This is a genomic window from Agromyces flavus (assembly GCF_900104685.1).
Classification (GTDB): domain Bacteria; phylum Actinomycetota; class Actinomycetes; order Actinomycetales; family Microbacteriaceae; genus Agromyces; species Agromyces flavus.
In genome coordinates this window covers 2,120,762-2,141,024 of record NZ_LT629755.1, presented here as the reverse complement: position 1 = coordinate 2,141,024, position 20,263 = coordinate 2,120,762, and the positions used below count along the sequence as shown (strand labels likewise).

The following is a 20,263-nucleotide window of genomic DNA, read 5'->3' as shown; positions in this document are numbered from 1 at the left end:
CACGGGCGCGGGTGGTCGGCCGTCGAGAGGCCTTTGTGCCCCACGGCCGCGCCGCCCTGGTGGCAGCATCGCCGGCATGACCGATCCAGTGAACCCTCCCGCCGGCTGGTACGACGACGGCCGCGGCGCGCTGCGCTACTGGGACGGGACGCAATGGACGGAGCACACCGCCCCGCTCGCGCCCGCCGCCGACCAGGCCGCGACCGCCGCCTATCCGCCGAGCCCGGCCGACCTGACCGCCACTGCGCCGTACGGCGCGGTCCCGCCCGCCGACCAGTACGCGACGCAGCAGTTCGGCACCGATCCGTACGGCACGCGAGCGGCGGGCACCGATCCGTACGCGATCGCGCCGTACGGCACCACCACGACGACCACGACGACCCGACCTGCGGGCGGGCCCGGGGGCGAGTCGACCGGCGCCAACGTGGTCGGGATCATCGCGCTCGTGATCGCCGTCGTGGGCTTCGTGTTCGCGTGCATCCCGTTCGTGCAGGTCGTCGGATGGATCCTCCTGCCGATCGCGTTCGTGCTCTCGATCGTGGGCCTGTTCCTGAAGGGCCGCAAGTGGCCCGCGATCACCGCACTGATCGTCTCGGTCGTAGGCGCGATCGCCGGCGCCATCGTGGCCGCCGTGGTCGCGTGGGGCATCTTCGGGCAGCTCGTCGACTCCGGTGTCATCCAGGATGAGATCCGCGAGACCATCGAGGACGAGCTCGGCACGCCGGTGCCCAACGAGTCGCCCGATCCGGGCGACGACGACGAGGCGACCGCGAACGGGCTCGCGTTCGGCGAGACGATGGAGTGGAGCGACGGCGTCACCATGACGGTGTCGGAGCCCGAGCCGTTCAGCGCGTCCGACCTCTCGGCCGGCTCCGACCAGGCCGAGGACCTCGTGTTCACGCTGACGATCGTCAACGACTCGACCGAGAACGTGCAGCCGATCGTCGTGTCGACGCTCTCGTCGGGCGGCACCGAGGCGACGCGGATCATCGACGTGGGCGCCGAGGGCGGCCAGGTCGGCATCCCGCCGACGACTCCCATCCAGCCGGGTGAGTCGATCACGTGGCAGGAGGCCTGGTCCGTCGCCGATCCCGACTCGCTGACGATGAGCACCTCACCGTCGTTCGTGTACGAGGCGGCGACTTTCACGAACGTGTCGCAGTGAGCCGATGACGCGGGCCGGATCACCCGGCGAGCGAGTCGTCAGCGCTCGCCGTCGATCGCCGGCGCACCTCGCGGGTACCCGAGCAGCATCGCGCCCGACGCGATCCAGACGGCGCCGATCGCCACGATGAGCGCCTCGGCGCCGACGCCGGCCGCGAAGCCGGCGATCGCGGCTCCGGCGGCGGCCGCCGCCGCGCGGAGGCCCGCGCCGACCGTGAAGACCTGCGAGCGGAGCGCCGGGGGGCTCTGCTGCTTGCGGATGAGCAGCATCGCCGCCGAACTCGACGCCGTGAACAGCCCGGACGCGCCGATCGCCGCGACGGTCCACCACGACCCGAGGTCGAGCACGGCGAGCACGGTGAAGACGCCCGTCGCGGCGAAGCCCGCGCCCATGACCCACTCGGGCGCCCGACGCGACTGGTGCCGCGAGTTCCACAGCGCGCCGAGCAGCCCGCCGATCGCGAACGCGGTCACGATCACCGGACCCTGACCCGCTTCGCCCGTCCGCGAGATCGAGAGCGCGACGGCCGCGATCGTCAGGCCGCCCGCACCGAATTGGCTGAGCGTGCCGCTCGCGGTGATGACCGCGAGCGGGCGATGCGTGGCGATGTGGCGGAAGCCGGCCGCGATCGTGCCGAGGAACGACGCCGATTCGTGACGACCTGCGAGCGGCCTCAGTCGCAGCGGCACCGTGGCCAGGGCGCCGAGCAGCGCGAATGCGGCCATGAGCAGCGTCGCAGCGCGGGCCGAGCCCAGCGCAGTGGCGGCCGCGACGGCGGCCGGGCCGATCACGGCGCCGAGGTTGTAGGCGAGCGCGTCCATCGCGTACGCCCGGCGTTCGTCGGGGATCTTCTCGGTGACGAAGCTGGACAAGCCGCCGAACACGAACGGCGTGGTCGCTCCCGCGAGCACGAGTGCGAGCGCGACGACCCACACGGGGACCGGCCCGAGGAATGCGGCGATCGTGAACGCGACGGCCGTGGCCGCTCCAGCGCCGGCCACGAGCGCGCCCGGCCGACGGCTGCGGTCGAGCAGGGCGCCGGCGATCGGGGCCGCGACGATGCTCGGGCCGAGCGCGGCCGCGGCGAGGAGGCCGCCGACCGCGACATCCCCCAGCTGCTCGACCGCGAGGACGGGCAGCGCGACCGTGATGCCGCCGACGGCGAGGCGCGGCGGGGTCGCGGCGGTGAGGTAGGAGCCGACCCCCACTCAGGCGACCGGTTCGGGTTGCCCCGGCAGAACCAGCACGCCGTTCACGCGCCGCGGGATGCCGAGCACGTTCTCGTCGCGCAGTTCCGGCGGCAATGCGGCATCCGGAGCGTCCTGGAATGCGATCGGCCGCAGGAACCGACGCATCGCGGTGACGCCGACCGACGTGTGGATCGTCGTCGTCGACGGCCATGGCCCGCCGTGCTGCTGGGCCCAGCTCACGGCGACGCCCGTGGGCCAGCCCGCGAACAGCACGCGCCCCGCGACCTCGGCGAGCACCTCGACGATCGGCGCGACGTCCTCGCCCGGCTGCGCGTGCACGGTGGCCGTGAGGCTGCCGCCGACGGCGCGGATGGCCGCGAGCGCGTCCGCGACATCCGCGTACTCGACCACCAGGGTCGACGGACCGAAGCACTCGTGGAAGAGGGTGCCGGGGTCGGCGAGCACCGCGGCGGTCGTGGTGCGCAGCACGACCGGGGCACCGGAGCCGGGCTGCTGCGCCGGGTCGCCCGCGATGACCTCGACGTCGGCGTGGCCGGCGAGCCGCGCGATCCCGTCGGCGAAGGCCGCGGCGATCCCGTCCGTGAGCATGGGTACCGGGCCGGCGGATGTCGCGGCCACCGCGGCACCGACCTGCTCGGCGAACCCCGAGCCGGCCGGTACGAACACGACTCCCGGGTTGGTGCAGAACTGCCCGGCGCCGAGGGTGAACGACCCGGCGAGGCCGGCCGCGAGTTCGTCGGCTCGCGCCTCGAGGGCGGCTGCGGTGATGAGGACGGGATTCACCGCGCTGAGCTCCCCGTAGAACGGGATGGGGTCGGGGCGCTGCTGCGCCAGGTCGAAGAGCGCGCGCCCGCCGTGCAGCGATCCGGTGAATCCGACCGCACGGATCTCGGGATGCTGGACGAGCGCGATGCCGGTCTCGTGGCCCTCGACATGGCCGAAGACGCCTTCGGGTGCGCCCGCGGCGACGAGGGCCGCGGCGACGATCTCGGCGGTTCGGCGCGACAGTCGGGCGTGCGCGGGGTGGCCCTTGACGATGACGGGGCATCCGGCCGCGAGCGCCGACGCCGTGTCGCCGCCGGCGACCGAGAACGCGAACGGGAAGTTCGATGCGCCGAACACCCCGACCGGGCCGAGCGGACGCAGCATCCGGCGCAGGTCGGGGCGCGGCGGGATCGCCGCCGGGTCGGGGTGGTCGATGGTCGCCTCGAGGTAGGAGCCCTCGAGCACGGCGTCGGCGAAGAGGCGCAGCTGGGCGGTGGTCCGGGCGACCTCGCCCGTGAGGCGTGGCGCGCCGAGGTGCGTCTCCTCGTCGGCGAGGGCGACCAGTTCGTCGCGCGCGGCGTCGAGGGCGTCGGCCGCGGCACGCAGCCAGGACGCGCGTTCGGCGGCGGTCGAGGCGAGTGTGACCGCGAACGCCCGGCGCGCCGCGGCGGCGGCCGCATCGAGCTCGGCGGGGGCGGTCGTGGTCGCGATGGCGGTGTCGGTCATGGTTCCTCCGTGGGTCGATCGGATGGCGCGCCATCCGACTGCTCGCGTGAAAAGCGTATGCCGAGACCGGGCCGTGCGGAGGTGGACACCGTGGCGCCCGCGACCACGACCGGTGCCGCCTCGGCGAATGCTCGGTGCGGTCAGGGGACGTCGGACGGCCGACCCACACGGCGGCGCAGCCCGCGCAGCATGCCGCGCGACATCACGAAGTCCGCCGGCACGATGAACAGGTGCGCACCGAGCGTCAACCACCACGGCGCGGTGCGGGCGCGCCACCGGAACACGAGCCGCGTCGCGCGCCCACCGTCGACCGGCGTCAGCCGGAAGCTCCACGTCCAGTGCAGGCGCGCCAGGTCGCGTTGACGCCACGACAGCGGCAGGTGCGTCGTCGACTCGAGGAGCAGGTGGTCGGCGGCCTCCACCTCGCGCACGGTGAACCCGCACATCGTCTCGGGCGTTCCGTCGGGAATCACGTCCCCCACCGCGAGCTCTTGGAATTCCGCGTGGATCCGGCTGGCACTCGGCCAGTTGTCGGGGAACAGCAGCGCGTCGACCCAGCGCGGCGTGTACCAGCCGCCCCGGTGCCATCCGACCTGGACCAGCCACGGCCAGATGCGCTCGGGCGCCGCCGGCAGGGTCGCCGCATGCGTCGCGACGATCTGCGGATCGTCGACGACCTCGTCACCGGGAAGTCGCGCGCGTCGCTCGGTCGCCGTCGAGCCCGAGGTGCGGCCGAGCCACTGGAGTGCCGCGATTCCCGCGGTGAGCGGAACGACCACGGCCAACGCGACGTTGCGGGCGGAGGGCATGCGCCGAGTCTGGCGACGGCGGGCACCGCGCGGTCGGGTCGATGGTCCTTCGGTCGGTGTTCGCAATCCGGTGCCGGATGCCTCGACCGGCGCCGCTACGCTGTCCGGATGCATCCCGACTGGATCGAGCACCGGCGCGGTGCCGACGGCGAACTGCTCGGCTGGATGGAGCCGGCCGAAGGCGGGTTCGTCGTCATCGACCTGCTCGGTCGGCCGCGCTCCGACGCGCTCGACTGGCTCGCCGCCGAGGAGACCCTCGACGCGCTCGGGATCGGCTACCTCGGTGAGCCGCACGAGCTGCGACTGGACACGGGGGAGTGGATCCGCGTCCGCATCACCGAGGCATCGCCCCGAGGCATCCGCGTCAAGCAGGACGACTGGGGTGCCCAGGCGGTCGGTTCCCCGCAGGTCTTCTTCACGGTCGAGTTCCCAGCGCCCGCGCACCTGCGACCGATCATGCGCGGCACCGCCCGATGACGCGATCCGCGGTCCTCGACGAGGTGGCGCGCCGGCTCAGCGAGCGGGACGCCGGGCATCCGCTGCGCATCGGCATCGACGGCGTGTGCGGGGTGGGCAAGAGCACGTTCGCCGAGGAGCTCGTCTCGCGCATCGGGTCGCACGGCCGGCCGGCGATCCTGCTCGACTCCGACGGCTTCCATCACGTGCGGGCCATCCGGTATCGGCGGGGTCGGGACTCGGCGCGCGGGTACTACGAGGACGCCTACGATTTCGGAGCGCTTCGCGAATTCGCCCTCGAGCCGCTCGGGCCCGAAGGTTCGCGGCGGTACGCGGTTCGGGTGCACGACCTCGCGACCGACGAGATCGTGCGCGAGTTCGCGACGGCACCCGCGGACGCCGTCGTCGTCTTCGCCGCGACCTTCCTCCAGCGCGGCGATCTCCGCGAGCTGTGGGATGAGGTCGTCTACCTGGATGCCGCCATCGAGCGAGCCGAGCGGCGAGGCATCCGGCGCGATGCCGTGCAGCTCGGCGGCGCGGATGTCGCGGCGCGCGCGTACGCGTCCCGGTACATGGCCGCGTGCCGGATCTACCTCGACGAAGAGGACCCGCGGAGCAGGGCATCCATCGTGGTCGACCACGACGACCCCATGCGCCCTCGCCTGGTGGATCGGCGCGACTGAGCACCCCACGCGCCGCGGGCCGGAATGCGAGACGCGTGTCGGTCCTGAGGAGCAGTATGGAGGCAGCGCCGGACGACGACCAGAAGGAGATCCGATGGACCCCGCCGGGCACGCCGCCCACTCGCCCTCCGACACGGCCGGCCCGCTGCGGGCCGCCATCATCGGCACCGGCGCGATCGCCAACGCGCACGCGAAGGCGATCGCCGCGACGCCGAATGCCGAGCTCGTCGCGGTGGTCGACCGCGACGACGACGCGGCTGGTCGCTTCGCCGAGCTGTGGGGCGGTCCGGCCGGCCCCGCGGTCGTCTCGTCGCTCGACGCGCTGCTCGCCACCCGCGCCGCCGACGTGCTGCACATCTGCACCCCTCCCGGCGTGCACGCCGAGCAGGCGATCGCCGCCCTCGACGCCGGCGTGCACGTCATCTGCGAGAAGCCCGTCGCTCGCTCGCTCGGCGAGCTCGACGCCATGACCGAGGCCGCGGCGAAAAGCGACCGCAGGCTCGCCGTCGTGTTCCAGCAACGAACCGGAACCGCCGCGGCTCACGTGCGGGAGCTCCTCGAGTCCGGCGCACTCGGCCGTCCGCTCGTCGCGACGTGCGAGACGCTCTGGTACCGCGATCCGGCGTACTTCGCGGTGGCGGGTCGAGGCGATTGGGCCGCAGAGGGCGGCGGCCCGACGCTCAGCCTCGGCATCAACCAGATCGACCTCCTGGCATGGCTGCTCGGCGACTGGGCCAGCGTGCACGGCCGGCTCTGGCGGCTCTCGCGCGAGACCGAGACCGAGGACGTCTCGACGGCGACGGTCGAGTTCCGGAACGGCGTGGTCGCGTCCGTCACCACGAGTGCGCTCTCACCCCGCGAGATCAGCGCCATCCGCATCGACACCGAGCTCGCGACCGTCACCGTCGACCACCTCTACGGACACGGGCACGAGCACTGGCGGATCACGCCCGCCCCGCACGTGCACGAGTCCGTGGCAGCGCGCTGGGCCCTGCCCGAGGTCGAGGAGGCGAGCGGTCACGAACCGCTCGTGCGTGACATCTACCGCGCGCTCGTCGCGGGTGGGCCGCTCCCGCCCACGGCGACGGATCCCGCGCGCTCGTTCGAGATCGTCACCGCGATCTACTCCTCGGCCGCCACAGGGCGTACTGTCACGCCCGAGGCGCTCCGCGACGACGCCGACCGCCTGCGCAGTCTCGAGAGTCCGATCACCGACCTGCGCCGATGAGCGATGCCGACGTGCGAGCGCATCCGGGCCCGCCGCGCGAGGGCAACCGGATGGCGGAGGTCCGGCTCGAGGCGTACGACTGGGCCATGGTGCTCAGCGACTGAGCGTCGTACGATGCCGCCGACCGAGGAGGTTCCATGCGCGCGATCATCCTGAGCGGAGCCGGGCGATACGACGACCCGTGGCATCCGTACCCCGAGACGAGCGCGCGGCTCGCCGAGCTCGCGCGCAACGCCGGGTTCGAGGTCGAGGTGCGCGAAGACGTGGATGACGCGCTCGCGACCCTCGACGACGACGTGACGCTGCTCGTGGTGAACGCCGGCGATCCCGACGGCCCCATCCCCGACGGCGGCGACGACGGGGCCGACGACCTCGTCGACCCCGCGGCACTCGACGCGGCGCTCGAGCGCGGCATCGGCATCCTCGCGATGCACGCGGCCGCATCCAGCCTGCGCGACTACGGCGCGTTCGACCGGGCGCTCGGCGCGCGGTGGGAGCCCGACGAGTCGTGGCATTCGCCGCTCGGAGACGCCCTCGTGCACCTCGTCGGGAACCACCCCGTGCGCGAGGGGATCGACGACTTCACCGTGGAGGACGAGCGGTACGCCGACCTGCACCAGTACGAGGTGATCGAGCCCATCGCCGAGCACGTCGAGGGCGGCATCCGGCACCCGCTCGTGTGGGGTCGGGAGCTCGGGCGTTCGCGGCTCGTGTACGACGCGCTCGGGCACGACACGCGCTCGTACGACTCGGCCGAGCATCGGGCGCTGATCTCGCAGGCGCTCGCCTGGCTCTCGCAGGTGCCGGCGCCGTCCGCGGGCGACTTCGGCGGCGACACGGGCGACGGTGGTGAGGGCGGCGGGGCGGGCGACGTGGCCGACGGGCGGGCCGGATGACGCGCCGCGTCGTCTTCGCGCCGGACTCGTTCAAGGGCACCGCCACCGCCGCCGACGCCGCCGCGGCGCTCGCCCGCGGGTGGCGCTCGGTCGCGCCCGCCGACGAGCTCATCGAGAAGCCGATGGCCGACGGCGGCGAGGGCACGCTCGACGCGTTCGCCACATCGGTGCCGGGCGCCGAGCGCATCCCGGTCACGGTGCAGGGGCCCGACGACCGCCCCGTGGATGCCGCCTGGCTCCGCCTGCCCGACGGATCGGCCGTGGTCGAGCTCGCGATGACCAGCGGCATCACGCTGCTCGACCCGCTCCGCCCGCTCGACGCGCACACCCTCGGCTTCGGTCAGGCGATCGCGGCCGCGCTGGATGCCGGTGCCACGCGACTGCTCCTCGCGCTCGGGGGCAGCTCGTCGACCGACGGTGGCGTCGGGGCGCTCGTCGCGCTCGGCGGCAGCTTCCTCGACGCGCAGGGTCGCCCGGTGCGGCCCGGCAACCGCGGCGTCGGGACACTCGCCCGCTTGGACCTGTCGCGGCTTCGGCCGTTGCCACCGGATGGCGCGCTCATCCTGTCCGACGTGACGAATCCGCTGGTCGGCCCGTTCGGCGCGGCCGCGATCTTCGGCCCGCAGAAGGGCGCGACGCCCGAGCTCGTCGAGGCGATGGATGAGAACCTCGCGCGGCTCGTGCGCGCCATGGCCGGTGGCGAGGAGCTCTGCGAGTCGGCCGGCGCGGGTGCCGCCGGCGGCACCGGCTTCGGACTGCTCGCGTGGGGCGCGACGATGGCGGGCGGCTCGCGTGCGGTCGCCGACGCGATCGGGCTGTCCGAGGCGCTGCGTGGCGCGTCGCTCGTCGTGACGGGCGAGGGCCGCTTCGACGGTCAGTCGGCCGCCGGCAAGGTGCCGAGCGAGGTCGCCGCTCGCGCCGGCGCGTCGGGCGTGCCGGTCGCGCTCGTCGCGGGCGCCATCGAGGCGGATGCCTCGCAGTTCGCGGCATCCGCGTCACTCACCGCGCTCGCGGGCGACGGTGCGTCCGCGATGACCGACCCGCTGCGGTGGCTCGAAGCGGCCGGCGCACAACTCGCGCGTGGCTGATCGCGACCAGCGGGGAGTGCTCGGTCAGATGTGGTGCATGCCCGGGTGCGGCTTCGGGGGCTCCGAGCGCACGTACTTGCCGTGGCGCTCGCTGGGATCGTGCGTGTGCGGATGCTCCTCGGTCGACACGTAGTCGCCAACCACGTTCTCGTCGTCGGGAGCCCCGTCGGTGCGGGTGTACTCGCCGGCGACACCGCGCGTCGGGGCCGCTTCGCCGTCGACCTCGGTATACGTGCCCTCGACGCGGTCGCTGTCGGTGGCCTGCTGGCCGGGCTCGGCGTTCTCGTCGGCCGGAGTGCGGTCTGACATGTTCGCTCCCTCGCTCGTGGTCCGGGGCGCCGTCGTACGACGTCTCACCCTCATGCTAAGCCCGAAGGTGCGCCGGGCCGCGGTGCGGGGGCGACTTCACAGAACGACGGATGCCGCGTCGGCCACGCCGCGCGCGATCGCGAACGGCCTGGGCGCGTCATCCGTACCGGCTTCGCGCACCACGTAGTCGCCGGCGAAGCCCCGCACCGACACGCGCCCCGCGGCATCCGTGCGCACCGTGGTCGGCGCCAGCCACCATTCGCCCTTCACGAGCGCGTGCACGGCGTCGAACGACGGCTTCGGCGTGCCATCGGCGCGCAGCAGGCCGATCGGGGCGTTCAACCACGCGCCGCGATCGGTGATGCCCCAGTACGTGATCGCCTCGACGGCGGGGTGTCCGACGAGCGCGCGGTAATGGCGCTCGAGCTCGTCGGCCTGCTGGGCTTCGCCCTCGGGAGTGGACGGCCACTCGTCGACCTGCCAGTCGTTGAGGTCTTCGATATACGCGGGCATGAGCTCGCCCGAGACGAGCGACGTCTCGGTGAAGTGCAGCGGCAGGCCGAAGCGCGCGAAGCGGTCGGCGATCTCGACGAGCGCGTCCTCGCCGCGGAAGCCCTGGTGCATGTGCGTCTGCAGCCCGATCGCGTCAAGGCGGATCCCGGCGTCGAGCACCTCCTCGATCAGGCGCTCGTATGCGCTCGAGAGGTCGAAGTCGTTGAGCAGCAGCGTGGCGCCGGGGTTCGCGGCGCGCGCCTCCTCGAACGCGAGGCGGACGACGTGGATGCGGCCGCGCTCGCGAGCGAGCGGCGTGATGGCATTGTCCTCGGCCTCGAACACGGGCATGATCACGACCTCGTTGATCGCGTCCCACGTGTCGATGAGGCCGGCGAAGTCGGTGACGTCGCGTCGGATGCGGTTGCGCAGGGTGGCCTCGATCTCGTCGAGGGGTCGGTCGAGCAGCCACCGCGGGGCGAGCGTGTGCCAGGCGAGCGGATGTCCCTTGACGGCGATTCCGCGGTCGCGGAACCACTCGGCGGCGCGACGGAGCTCCTCGGTGCGAGGACGCCCCGGCTCGGGCTCGAAGTCGCGCCAGTAGAACGGGAGCGTCGCGGCGTTGAACAGCTCGACGTAGCGTTCGCCGAGCTCGTCGTCGCCCGGACGGCCGCGCCCGTTCGCGAGGTCGATCAGGTCGAAGCCGATGTTGCCGAACGTGAAGGCGTGGCGTGTCTGCTCGACGGTGACGTCGGTGTCGGCGAGCGGCGTGCCGTCCGGCGCGGTGAGCGTCAGGGTGGTCGTCCCGAACCGGTGCTCGGGTCCGCCGGGTGCGGCCACGACCGCGGTCATCCGGCGCTTGCGCGAGATGCCGGTTCCGCCGGGTCGTCGGCGACGGGACCCGGCGCAACCGGCACGTCGACGCTGGGCTCGGAGGAGACCGTGGCCACCCGGCGCGCCTGGGCCGCGTACTGCTCGCGGATGACGGCGCGTTTGTCGGCGGCGACCTCGTCGGCGATCTCGACGGACCAGGTCGGCCGCTCGCCCGTGAGCGCCCACGCCGCCTGGCGCGCGGCGCCGTCGGCCACGTACTCGCCGGGAGCCGGCACCGTCACGGGCACGTCGAAGACCTGTGCCGCGACCCGTCGTACGGCGGGGTTCTGGGCGGCTCCGCCGATGAGCAGCACGCGCTGCGCCTCGACGCCCTGGCCGCGCACGGCGTCGAGCCCGTCGGCGAGTCCGCAGAGCATGCCCTCGATCGCGGCGCGCGCGATCGAGGGTCGCGTGGTGTTGGCGAGCGTGAGGCCCGAGAACGACGCGGTCGCCTCGGGCAGGTTGGGCGTGCGCTCGCCCTCGAAGTACGGCACGAGCACCGCCCCGGATGCCCCGGGCTCGCCGTCGAGCGCGATCCGGCCCAGCTCGGCGTGGTCGACGCCGAGCAGGCGCGCGGTCGCGTCGAGCACGCGGGCCGCGTTGAGGGTGGCGATGAGCGGTAGGAAGCGCCCCGTGGCATCCGCGAACCCCGCGACCGTGCCCGAGGCATCGGCGACGGGGGCATCCGTCACCGCGAACACCGTGCCGCTCGTGCCGATCGACACGACGACGTCGCCGGATGCCGCATCGAGCCCGAGCGCGGCCGCCGCGTTGTCGCCCGCGCCGGGGCCCACGACGATGCCGTCGGGCGTGCGCCCGGCCGCGTCGCCGGGGCCGAGCACGCGCGGGAGGATCGCGTCGTGCCCGAGCGCCCGCACGAGGAGGTCGCGGTCGTAGCCCTCGGCGCCCCAGTACGCGGTGCCGCTCGCGTCGGACCGGTCGGTCGTGAGTTCGTCGAGCTCGGGTCCGAGCGGCGACTCGCCCGCGGGGCCGTAGCCGCGCAGGCGCCAGGTCAGCCAGTCATGGGGGAGCGCCACCGCCGCGACGCGCGCCGCGGCATCCGGCTCGGCGTCGCGCAGCCAGCGCAGCTTCGTCGCCGTGAAGGAGGCGACCGGGACGACGCCGGTGCGGCGTGCGTACTCGTCGGCGCCGACCTCGTCGATCAGGTCGCGGGCGGCCTGCGCCGATCGCGTGTCGTTCCAGAGCAACGCGTCGCGGATGACGCGACCCTCGGCGTCGAGCGCGACCATGCCGTGCTGCTGCCCGCCGATCGAGATGGCCTCGACGCCGTCGAGTCCGCCGGCATCGGTGAGCGCGCTGAGCAGGGCGCCCCACCACGCGGCGGGGTCGACCTCGGTGCCGTCGGGATGCGGTGCCCGACCGGAGCGCACGAGCGCGCCGGTCGCGGCATCCCGGATCACGACCTTGCAGGACTGCGTCGACGAGTCGACACCGGCGACCAGTGCCATGAGTTCCTCCGGACGCCGCCTCAGCGGGCGCCGAGCACGTGCTCGGTCGCCAGCTGCTGCAGGCGCACGAAGCCGAAGCCCTTGCCGCCGAGGTAGGCCGAGGCGTCGAAGTCCTCGAACGCCGAGCGGTCGGCGAGCAGGTCGCCGTACGACTCGCCGTCGCCGAGGGTCGGCTGCGCGAGCTCGAGCACCTTGGCGGCCTCGAGCGCCTGCTGCACCTCGGGGTCGGCGCGGAACGCGGCCGCGCGCTCCTTGAGCAGCAGGTAGGTGCGCATGTTCGCGGCGGCCGACTCCCAGACGCCGGTCTCGTCCTCGGTGCGACTCGGCTTGTAGTCGAAGTGGCGCGGGCCCTCGTACGCCGGTCCGCCGTTCGGCCCGCCGTTCTCGAGCAGGTCGACGAGCGCGAACGCGTTGTGCAGGTCGCCGTGGCCGAACACGAGGTCCTGGTCGTACTTGATGCCGCGCTGGCCGTTGAGGTCGATGTGGAAGAGCTTGCCGTGGTAGAGCGCCTGGGCGATGCCGGCGGCGAAGTTGAGGCCCGCCATCTGCTCGTGGCCGACCTCGGGGTTGAGGCCCACGAGCTCGGGGCGCTCGAGCGAGTCGATGAAGGCGAGGGCGTGGCCCACCGTGGGCAGCAGGATGTCGCCGCGGGGCTCGTTCGGCTTCGGCTCGATCGCGAACTTGAGGTCGTAGCCCTTGTCGGTCACGTAGTCGCCCAGCAGGTTCACGGCCTCGCGGTAGCGCTCGAGCGCCGCGCGGATGTCCTTCGCGGCGTCGTACTCGGCGCCTTCGCGGCCGCCCCACATGACGAACGTCTTCGCGCCGAGCTCGGCGGCGAGGTCGATGTTGCGCAGCACCTTGCGGAGCGCGAAGCGCCGCACCTGGCGGTCATTCGAGGTGAATCCGCCGTCCTTGAACACCGGGGCGCTGAACAGGTTGGTCGTGACCATCGGCACGATGATGCCCGTGGCCTCGAGCGCGCCTTTGAGGCGGTCGATCTGCGTCTGGCGCTCGGCGTCGGAGGAGCCGAACGCGAACAGGTCGTCGTCGTGGAAGGTGAGGCCGTAGGCGCCGAGCTCGTCGAGCTTCTCGACCACGTGCACGACGTCGAGCGCGTTGCGCGTCGGACCGCCGAACGGGTCGGTGCCGTTGTAGCCCACGGTCCAGAGACCGAAGGAGAACTTGTCGTCACGGGTCGGGGCGCTGGCCATGATCCGCCTCTCAGCGTCGTCGGTGATTTGTTGGCGTACAAAACATAACCGGATGGCGCGGTCCGCGCAAGTCGAGCCCGGCCATTTGTTCTCAATCTCGACAAACTACTTGCGAAACGCTTCGACACCTGCGTAACATCCCCGTCAGTCCCAATCGAAGCGTTTAGACGATGGAGTCGACATGGCGAAGATCCACGAGGTGGCCGAGGCCGCCGGCGTGTCCATCAGCACCGTGTCGTATGCACTCAGCGGCAAGCGCTCGATCTCTCCCGACACGCGCCGCCGCATCGAGGAAGCGGCGCGCGCCCTGGACTACCGTCCGAACGCCGGTGCCCGCATGCTCGCCGGTCGTCGGACCCAGATCTTCGCGCTGACGGAGCCGTTCCGGGCCGACACCCACGCGCCGGCCCACATGGCGTTCGTGCTCGCGACCTCGATCGCTGCACGCAGGTACGAGTACGACATCCTGCTCCTCACCGAGGAGGAGGCGTCGGCGGGCATGCGCCGGGTCGCGTCGAGCGGCCTGGCCGACGGCGTGCTCGTCCTGGACGTGGCACCCGACGACGAGCGCGTCGCCCTGGCGCGGCGCATCTCGCTGCCGACCGTCTTCATCGGCGTGCCCGACGACCACGAGGGCCTCGTGTGCGTCGACCTCGACTTCGAGTCGGCCGCCGCGCTCGCGATCGATCGGCTCGCCGGGCTGGGCCATCGCTCGATCGGCTTCATCGGCCACCCGCCGACCTCGTACGAGAAGTCGAACTTCCCACCGCGCGTGCGAAAGGGTATCGAGATGCGTGCAGCCGAGCTCGGTCTCGCGCTCGAAACGCTCCTCCCGGAGGGCGACGGTCCGCGACGCACCCCTATTCGCGCCGCCGTCCGTGCCCTCGTCGAGGGCGGCGCGACCGCGCTCGTGCTGCACTGCGACGACACGAGCCACGCCGTCGCGCTCGACGAGCTCGCGACGCTCGGCCGCCGCGTGCCCGAGGACGTGTCCATCGTCTCCGTCGGAGCCACCTTCGACACCTCCGCCTTCCAGCCTCCGATCGACTCGATCCCGCTCGTGCCGAGCGCGTCGTGCGAGCTCGCGGTCGAACTCGCCATGCGCCTCGTCGAGGGCGAGGACGTGCCGGCCGGCGTCCGCCTGATCGCCCCGGAGTACCGCGAGCACGGTTCGACCGCGCCGCCGCCCCGCGCCGGCTGACGCGCTCGCGTCGACTCGCGGCATCCGTTCGCCCCGTTTCGAAGCGCTTCGACGACATCACGACCCGACCCGACATCCCACACCCACCACCCACCCCACCACCACGGAACCCAGCACCACCCACACCAGGAGGTAGCAATGAAGCACACCAGAACCCTCGCCACGGCCGCATCCCTCGCGGCCGCGGCGCTCATCCTCAGCGGTTGCTCGGGGAGCGACGCGGGCGGCGACGACGACACCCTCCGCCTCTGGCACTACGAGGGCGCCGACTCGGCCATGGGCATCGCCTGGGATCGCGCCATCGAGATCTTCGAGGAGGAGACCGGCGCCACGGTCGAATTCGAGGAGAAGAGCTTCGAGCAGATCCGCTCGACGGCGAGCCAGGTGCTGAACTCCGACGAGGCGCCCGACATCCTCGAATACAACAAGGGCAACGCGACCGCCGGCCTGCTCTCGAGCGAGGGCCTGCTGACGCCGCTCGACGACGTCGTCGACGAGTACGGCTGGGGCGACCAGCTGGCGCCTGCGCTGCAGACGACGGCGCGGTACGACGAGAACGGCATCATGGGCTCGGGCAGCTGGTACGGCGTGCCCAACTACGGCGAGTTCGTGCAGGTGTACTACAACAAGGACGCGTTCGCCGAGGCCGGCGTCGAGGTGCCCACCACGCTCGACGAGTTCGAGGCGGTGCTGAAGACGTTCGCCGACCAGGGCACCACGCCGCTCGCCGAGTCGGCCGCCGAGTACCCGCTCGGCCAGCTCTGGTATCAGCTCGCGCTCACCGAGGCCGATCGGCAGTTCGTGAACGACTACCAGCTCTATGAGAACCCGGTCGACTGGTCCGGTGACGAGATCTCGTACGCGACCGAGACCGTCAAGGACTGGGTCGACGCCGGGTACATCTCGACGGATGCCTCGGGCCTCAAGGCCGAGGACGCGGGCGTCAGCTTCATCAGCGGCGACGCGCCGATCTTCTACTCGGGCAGCTGGTGGTACGGCCGCTTCCAGAGCGAGATCACCGACTTCGAGTGGGGCACGTTCCTCTTCCCGGAGGCCGAACTCTCGCCGGGCTCCGCCGGCAACATGTGGGTCGTCCCCGAGCGCGCGAAGAACAAGGAGCTCGCCTACGAGTTCATCGACATCACGATGCGTCCCGAGATCCAGGCGCTGCTCGGCAACAACGGCGGCGTGCCGGTCGCGGCCGACGAGGCCGACATCACCGACGAGAAGTCCAAGGAGCTCATCGCGAACTTCAACGCGCTCAACGACATGGACGGCATCTCGTTCTACCCCGACTGGCCCACGCCGACGTTCTACGACGAGCTCAACGCGGGCCTCCAGGAGCTGGTCAACGGCACGAAGACGCCGGCCGAGGTGCAGGAGCAGCTCGGCGAGCAATACCAGTCGGGCGTCGACGACATCATCGGCTGACCGGCTGATCGACCCGGATGCCGCGGCGAGTGCGTGCGCCGCGGCATCCGCCCTCGGGGCCATGCCCCGAACCATCCCACCCGACCCGGACGGACCACCGGAAGGACCACCATGTCAGCCCTCGACACCAGGGCCGCGACGACGATCGAGGCGGCGGATGCCGCATCCGGCCGCCGCGCGCCCCGCCGCCGGCCGCGCGGGCCCGAGGAGGGACTCATCCCGGGCGCACGTCGCGGCACGTACTGGCTCTACCTCGCTCCCGGACTCGCACTGCTCGCGATCATCGTGATCGTGCCGCTGCTCTGGAACATCTACCTGACGTTCACCGAGTACCGCGGCATCCGACCGCCGCAGTGGATCGGCCTCGAGAACTGGGTCGAGCTCCTCGGCGACGAGGTGTTCTGGACGAGCTTCGCCAACTCGATCGCGATGATCCTCGCGATGGTCATCATCCCGACGCTGCTCGGCCTGCTCCTCGCCGCGATGCTGTTCGACCTCATCGGCCGCAAGTTCGGCGGCAAGCTGGCGAGCTTCCTTCGGGCCACGTACTACCTGCCGCAGATCCTCCCCGCGGTCATCGCGGCGATCGTGATCGGCTGGATCCTGCGGCCGAAGAACGGCGCGCTGAACCAGGTGCTCGAGGCGATCGGCCTCGGCCACCTCGCGCACAACTGGCTCGGCAGCCCCGACACCGCGCTCGCCAGCATCATGGTGATCATGGTCTGGGTGCAGCTCGGCTACCCGATCGTGATCTTCATGGCCGCGCTGCAGCGCGTCGACCCCGAACTGTACGAGGCCGCCGAGCTCGACGGCGCGAACTGGTTCCAGCGGTTCCGCGCGATCACGCTCGGCATGATCCGCCCCGAGATCTTCGTCGTCACCCTGACGTGCACGATCGCGGCCCTGAAGGTGTTCGGGCCGGTGTATGCGCTCACGGGCGGTGGCCCCGGCACCTCGACGATCGTGCCCGCGTACTACGCGTACAGCGAGTTCTTCCAGTCCCAGCAGGTCGGCTACGGCGCGACCATCGCGACCGCGCTCACGATCGTGATCGCCGCCGTCAGCGTGCTGTTCATCCTCGCCCAGCACCGCATGGAGAAGAAGGAGGAGGCGCGATGACCGCCATCGTCCAGGAACTCGACCCCGAACGGCGCGACGTCGAGCTGCCCACCGATGACACGCCCGCACGTCGGCCCCGTCGCGACATGCGTTCGCGCCGGCCCGCCGGCAACGCGAGGCGCACCGCCGGTGACTGGGTCGTCCTGGCCGTCGCCGTGCTGCTCGGCTTCTTCATCGCCGTGCCGTTCCTGCTGATCCTCATCAACTCGTTCAAGTCGCCGGCCGACTACAACACGTCGGGGCCGCTGAGCCTGCCGACCCAGCTCTACTTCGACGGCATCGTGAGGTTCTGGGAGCGCGTCGACTTCCCCGAGAAGCTCTGGAACAGCGTGTTCATCTCGGGCCTGGTCGCGGTGTTCGCCGTGCTCATCTCGATGCTGAACGCGTTCGCGCTCGGGATCGGACGCGTGAAGGGCCGGCTGTGGATCGTCGTCGTGATCCTCCTCGCGAACATGCTGCCGCAGGAGGTGCTGCTGTACCCGCTGTACTTCATGTTCAAGCAGGTGGGCCTCTACGACAGCCAATGGGCGGTCATCATCATCTTCACCGTCATCCAGTCGGCCTTCGGCACCTACCTGCTCGCGTCGGTGTACTCGACGTTCCCGAGGGAACTGCTCGAGGCCGCCTCGCTCGACGGCGCCTCGCGCTGGCAGATCCTGTGGCGGGTGGTCTATCCGATCTCGCGGCCGACCCTCTCGGTGCTCCTGATCTTCTTCTTCATCTGGACGTGGAACGAGTTCCTGATCCCGCTGACCTTCCTCGTGTCGAACTCGACCCAGACGGTGCCCGTGGCGATCACGGTGCTGCAGGGCGACCGGCTCATGGATGTCACGACCACGAGCGCGTCGGCGCTGCTCGGGCTCATCCCCACGCTCGTCTTCTTTCTCATCTTCCAGCGCACCCTCACGCGGGGCATCACGGCAGGAGCAGTCAAGTAATGAAGTTCACCGACGGGTTCTGGCACACTCGCCCGGGTGTCGAGGCCCTGTACGCCCAGGAGGGGCGGGACCTCGCGGTCGAGGGCGACGAGCTGGTCGTGTGGGCGCCGACCCGGGTCATCGCGACGCGTGGCGACACGCTGAACCGGCCGATGCTCACGGTGTCGCTGTCAAGTCCGGCGGAGGGCGTGATCCGGGTGCGCGTCGAGCACCACTGCGGCACGCCCCGCGACGTCGGCTTCGAGATCCAGGCGGATGACGCGTACCGCGCGTCGCTCTCGGTGGACGACGGCGGCGGCGTGGTCGACGCGGGCTCCCTGCGCGCCCACATCCGGCGCGGGGCGCCGTGGGACCTGACGTTCGAGGATGTCGCGGGCACGCTGGTCACGTCGAGCGGGCACAAGTCCGTCGGGTACATGCGGCTCGCGCCCGGCGCGCCGGTGGCCGCCGAGCCCACGGGCGTCACGGGCATCACGACGACGGGCCTCGCCGAGGCATCCGCCTACCTGCACGCGCAGCTCTCGCTCGGCGTCGGCGAGCTCGTGTACGGGCTCGGCGAGCGATTCGGCCCGCTCGTGAAGAACGGCCAGACGGTCGACATCTGGAACGCCGACGGGGGCACGTCGAGCGAGCAGTCGTACAAGAACGTGCCGTTCTACCTGACGAACCGCGGATACGGCGTTCTCGTGAACCACGCCGGGCACGTGTCGTTCGAGGTCGGGTCCGAAGCCGTCGAGCAGGTGCAGTTCTCCGTCGCGGGGAGTGCCTCGAGTTCTTCGTGATCGCCGGACCCACGCCCGCCGAGGTGCTCGACCGGTACACGCGACTCACGGGCCGGCCGGCGCGCGTGCCCGACTGGTCGTACGGACTGTGGCTCTCGACGAGCTTCACGACCGACTACGACGAGGCCACCGTCAACGCCTTCATCGACGGCATGGCCGAGCGCGACATCCCGCTCGAGGTGTTCCACTTCGACTGCTTCTGGATGCGCGAGTTCCACTGGACCGACTTCCAGTGGGATCCCGCGGTGTTCCCCGACCCCGAGGGCATGCTCGCGCGGTTGCACGATCGCGGGCTGCGGGTGAGCGCGTGGCTGAACCCGTACATCGCGCAGCGTTCGCGGCTGTTCCGCGAGGGCGTCGAGCGGGGCTACCTGGTGCGCCGAGCCGACGGCTCGGTGTGGCAGTGGGACCTCTGGCAGGCGGGCATGGCGCTCGTCGACTTCACGAACCCGGAGGCGACGCGCTGGTTCCAGGAGCACCTCCGCGGGCTCATCGCCCAAGGCGTGGACGCGATCAAGACCGACTTCGGCGAGCGCATCCCCGTGGATGTCGTCTGGCACGATGGCAGCGATCCCGAGGCGATGCACCACCGCTACACCCAGCTGTACAACCGCGCGGTCTTCGCGGTGCTCGAGGAGTCGCGCGGCGAGGGCGAGGCTGTGCTGTTCGCGCGGTCGGCGACGGCCGGCGGCCAATCCATGCCCGTGCACTGGGGCGGCGACAATTCGTCGACGTTCACCTCGATGGCCGAGAGCCTGCGCGGCGGCCTGTCGCTCGCCATGAGCGGCTTCGGCTACTGGAGCCACGACATCGGCGGTTTCGAGGGAAGCCCCGACCCGGCGGTGTTCAAGCGCTGGCTGGCGTTCGGACTGCTCTCGAGCCACTCCCGGCTGCACGGCTCGACGAGTTACCGGGTGCCGTGGGCGTTCGACTCCGGCGACGAGGCACCGGGGCAGTCGGCCGTCGAGGTGGCGCGCACGTTCGCGAAGCTGAAGGCGTCGCTGCGGCCGTACCTCGTCGCGGCGGGCGAGGAGGCGCATCGCACGGGGACGCCGGTGATGCGGCCGATGCAGCTGGCATTCCCGTCGGACCCGGCGGTCGCGTTCCTCGACCGGCAGTACCTGCTCGGTCCGGATCTGCTGGTCGCACCGGTGTTCTCGGCGTCGGGCGACGTCGAGTACTACCTGCCCGAGGGGCGATGGACGAACTGGTTCACGCGCGAGTCCATCGAGGGCGGCGAATGGCGCCGCGAGCGGCACGGGTTCGAGACGGTGCCGCTGTGGATCCGGGCCGGGGCCGTGATCCCGGTCGTCGACACCGACGGCACCGCCGGTGAGGTGCATGGCTGACCGTCACCCATCCACGGCGGTCGGCGCATCAGGGCGAGCCCTCATGCGCCAGGCGATGCCCG

General features: G+C 71.8%; 17 protein-coding genes and 1 pseudogene. 11 read left to right on the top strand and 7 right to left on the bottom strand.

The window, feature by feature from the left end; all coding sequences use genetic code 11:
- Positions 1–76: 76 nt before the first annotated feature.
- A complete protein-coding gene (locus BLT99_RS18035; protein ID WP_229724319.1) occupies positions 77–1,165 on the top strand; it encodes a DUF2510 domain-containing protein in 1,089 nt (362 codons plus the stop codon).
- Positions 1,166–1,203: 38 nt separating this feature from the next.
- Here BLT99_RS18035 and BLT99_RS10030 read toward each other — a convergent pair whose 3' ends face one another.
- The 3 genes from BLT99_RS10030 to BLT99_RS10020 form a co-directional block, all read right to left on the bottom strand.
- Positions 1,204–2,373, bottom strand: coding sequence for an MFS transporter (locus BLT99_RS10030; RefSeq protein WP_092671752.1), 1,170 nt, complete (start codon positions 2,371–2,373; stop codon positions 1,204–1,206).
- Entirely contained in the window at positions 2,374–3,867 is a 1,494-nt protein-coding gene (locus BLT99_RS10025) for an aldehyde dehydrogenase (NADP(+)) (protein ID WP_092671749.1), read from the bottom strand. It abuts the gene before it with no gap.
- Positions 3,868–4,007: 140 nt separating this feature from the next.
- A complete protein-coding gene (locus BLT99_RS10020) occupies positions 4,008–4,676 on the bottom strand; it encodes a hypothetical protein (protein WP_092671746.1) in 669 nt (222 codons plus the stop codon).
- A gap of 108 nt (positions 4,677–4,784) precedes the next feature.
- On the opposite strand from BLT99_RS10020, the gene BLT99_RS10015 reads away from it, so the two are divergent.
- The 5 genes from BLT99_RS10015 (at position 4,785) to BLT99_RS09995 (ending at position 9,027) form a co-directional block, all read left to right on the top strand.
- The gene (locus BLT99_RS10015) at positions 4,785–5,153 is read left to right on the top strand and encodes a hypothetical protein (protein ID WP_092671743.1); all 369 of its coding nucleotides are present in this window, start codon (positions 4,785–4,787) and stop codon (positions 5,151–5,153) included.
- Positions 5,150–5,815, top strand: coding sequence for a nucleoside/nucleotide kinase family protein (locus tag BLT99_RS10010; protein WP_133988472.1), 666 nt, complete (start codon positions 5,150–5,152; stop codon positions 5,813–5,815). Before BLT99_RS10015 ends, BLT99_RS10010 begins: the two co-directional genes overlap by 4 nt.
- Positions 5,816–5,909: 94 nt before the next feature.
- Complete coding sequence (locus BLT99_RS10005) at positions 5,910–7,043, top strand: Gfo/Idh/MocA family protein (RefSeq protein ID WP_092671740.1); 1,134 nt, start codon at positions 5,910–5,912, stop codon at positions 7,041–7,043.
- A 137-nt stretch (positions 7,044–7,180) separates the two neighbouring features.
- Positions 7,181–7,939 carry a ThuA domain-containing protein gene (locus tag BLT99_RS10000; protein WP_092671737.1) on the top strand — a complete coding sequence of 253 codons (759 nt, stop codon included), beginning with the start codon at positions 7,181–7,183 and terminating at the stop codon, positions 7,937–7,939.
- Entirely contained in the window at positions 7,936–9,027 is a 1,092-nt protein-coding gene (locus BLT99_RS09995; RefSeq protein WP_092671733.1) for a glycerate kinase, read from the top strand. The genes BLT99_RS10000 and BLT99_RS09995 overlap by 4 nt, the downstream gene beginning before the upstream one ends.
- Before the next feature lie 24 nt (positions 9,028–9,051).
- Here BLT99_RS09995 and BLT99_RS09990 read toward each other — a convergent pair whose 3' ends face one another.
- The 4 genes from BLT99_RS09990 to xylA all read right to left on the bottom strand — a co-directional run bounded on the left by BLT99_RS09990 (position 9,052) and on the right by xylA (position 13,381).
- Positions 9,052–9,336 carry a hypothetical protein gene (locus BLT99_RS09990; RefSeq protein ID WP_092671730.1) on the bottom strand — a complete coding sequence of 95 codons (285 nt, stop codon included), beginning with the start codon at positions 9,334–9,336 and terminating at the stop codon, positions 9,052–9,054.
- Between the two features lie 96 nt (positions 9,337–9,432).
- Positions 9,433–10,680 carry an endo-1,4-beta-xylanase gene (locus BLT99_RS09985; protein WP_092671727.1) on the bottom strand — a complete coding sequence of 416 codons (1,248 nt, stop codon included), beginning with the start codon at positions 10,678–10,680 and terminating at the stop codon, positions 9,433–9,435.
- Entirely contained in the window at positions 10,677–12,170 is a 1,494-nt protein-coding gene (xylB, locus tag BLT99_RS09980; protein WP_092671724.1) for a xylulokinase, read from the bottom strand. The genes BLT99_RS09985 and xylB overlap by 4 nt, the downstream gene beginning before the upstream one ends.
- A 20-nt stretch (positions 12,171–12,190) precedes the next feature.
- On the bottom strand, positions 12,191–13,381 hold the full coding sequence (xylA, locus tag BLT99_RS09975) for a xylose isomerase (RefSeq protein WP_092671721.1): 1,191 nt from the start codon (positions 13,379–13,381) through the stop codon (positions 12,191–12,193).
- A gap of 181 nt (positions 13,382–13,562) precedes the next feature.
- Between xylA and BLT99_RS09970 the strand changes: the two genes are divergently transcribed.
- The 5 genes and pseudogenes from BLT99_RS09970 to yicI form a co-directional block, all read left to right on the top strand.
- Positions 13,563–14,582 (top strand): LacI family DNA-binding transcriptional regulator, encoded by a 1,020-nt coding sequence (locus BLT99_RS09970; protein WP_092671718.1) that lies wholly within the window; start codon positions 13,563–13,565, stop codon positions 14,580–14,582.
- 138 nt (positions 14,583–14,720) lie between these two features.
- Positions 14,721–16,013 (top strand): ABC transporter substrate-binding protein, encoded by a 1,293-nt coding sequence (locus BLT99_RS09965; protein ID WP_092671715.1) that lies wholly within the window; start codon positions 14,721–14,723, stop codon positions 16,011–16,013.
- 111 nt (positions 16,014–16,124) lie between these two features.
- Positions 16,125–17,132 (top strand): carbohydrate ABC transporter permease, encoded by a 1,008-nt coding sequence (locus BLT99_RS09960; RefSeq protein ID WP_092671712.1) that lies wholly within the window; start codon positions 16,125–16,127, stop codon positions 17,130–17,132.
- Entirely contained in the window at positions 17,129–18,070 is a 942-nt protein-coding gene (locus BLT99_RS09955) for a carbohydrate ABC transporter permease (RefSeq protein WP_092671709.1), read from the top strand. The genes BLT99_RS09960 and BLT99_RS09955 overlap by 4 nt, the downstream gene beginning before the upstream one ends.
- Positions 18,070–20,162, top strand: a pseudogene (gene yicI / locus BLT99_RS09950) (alpha-xylosidase); the annotation flags it as partial. The gene BLT99_RS09955 and the pseudogene yicI, both read left to right, overlap by 1 nt.
- Positions 20,163–20,263: the final 101 nt, after the last annotated feature.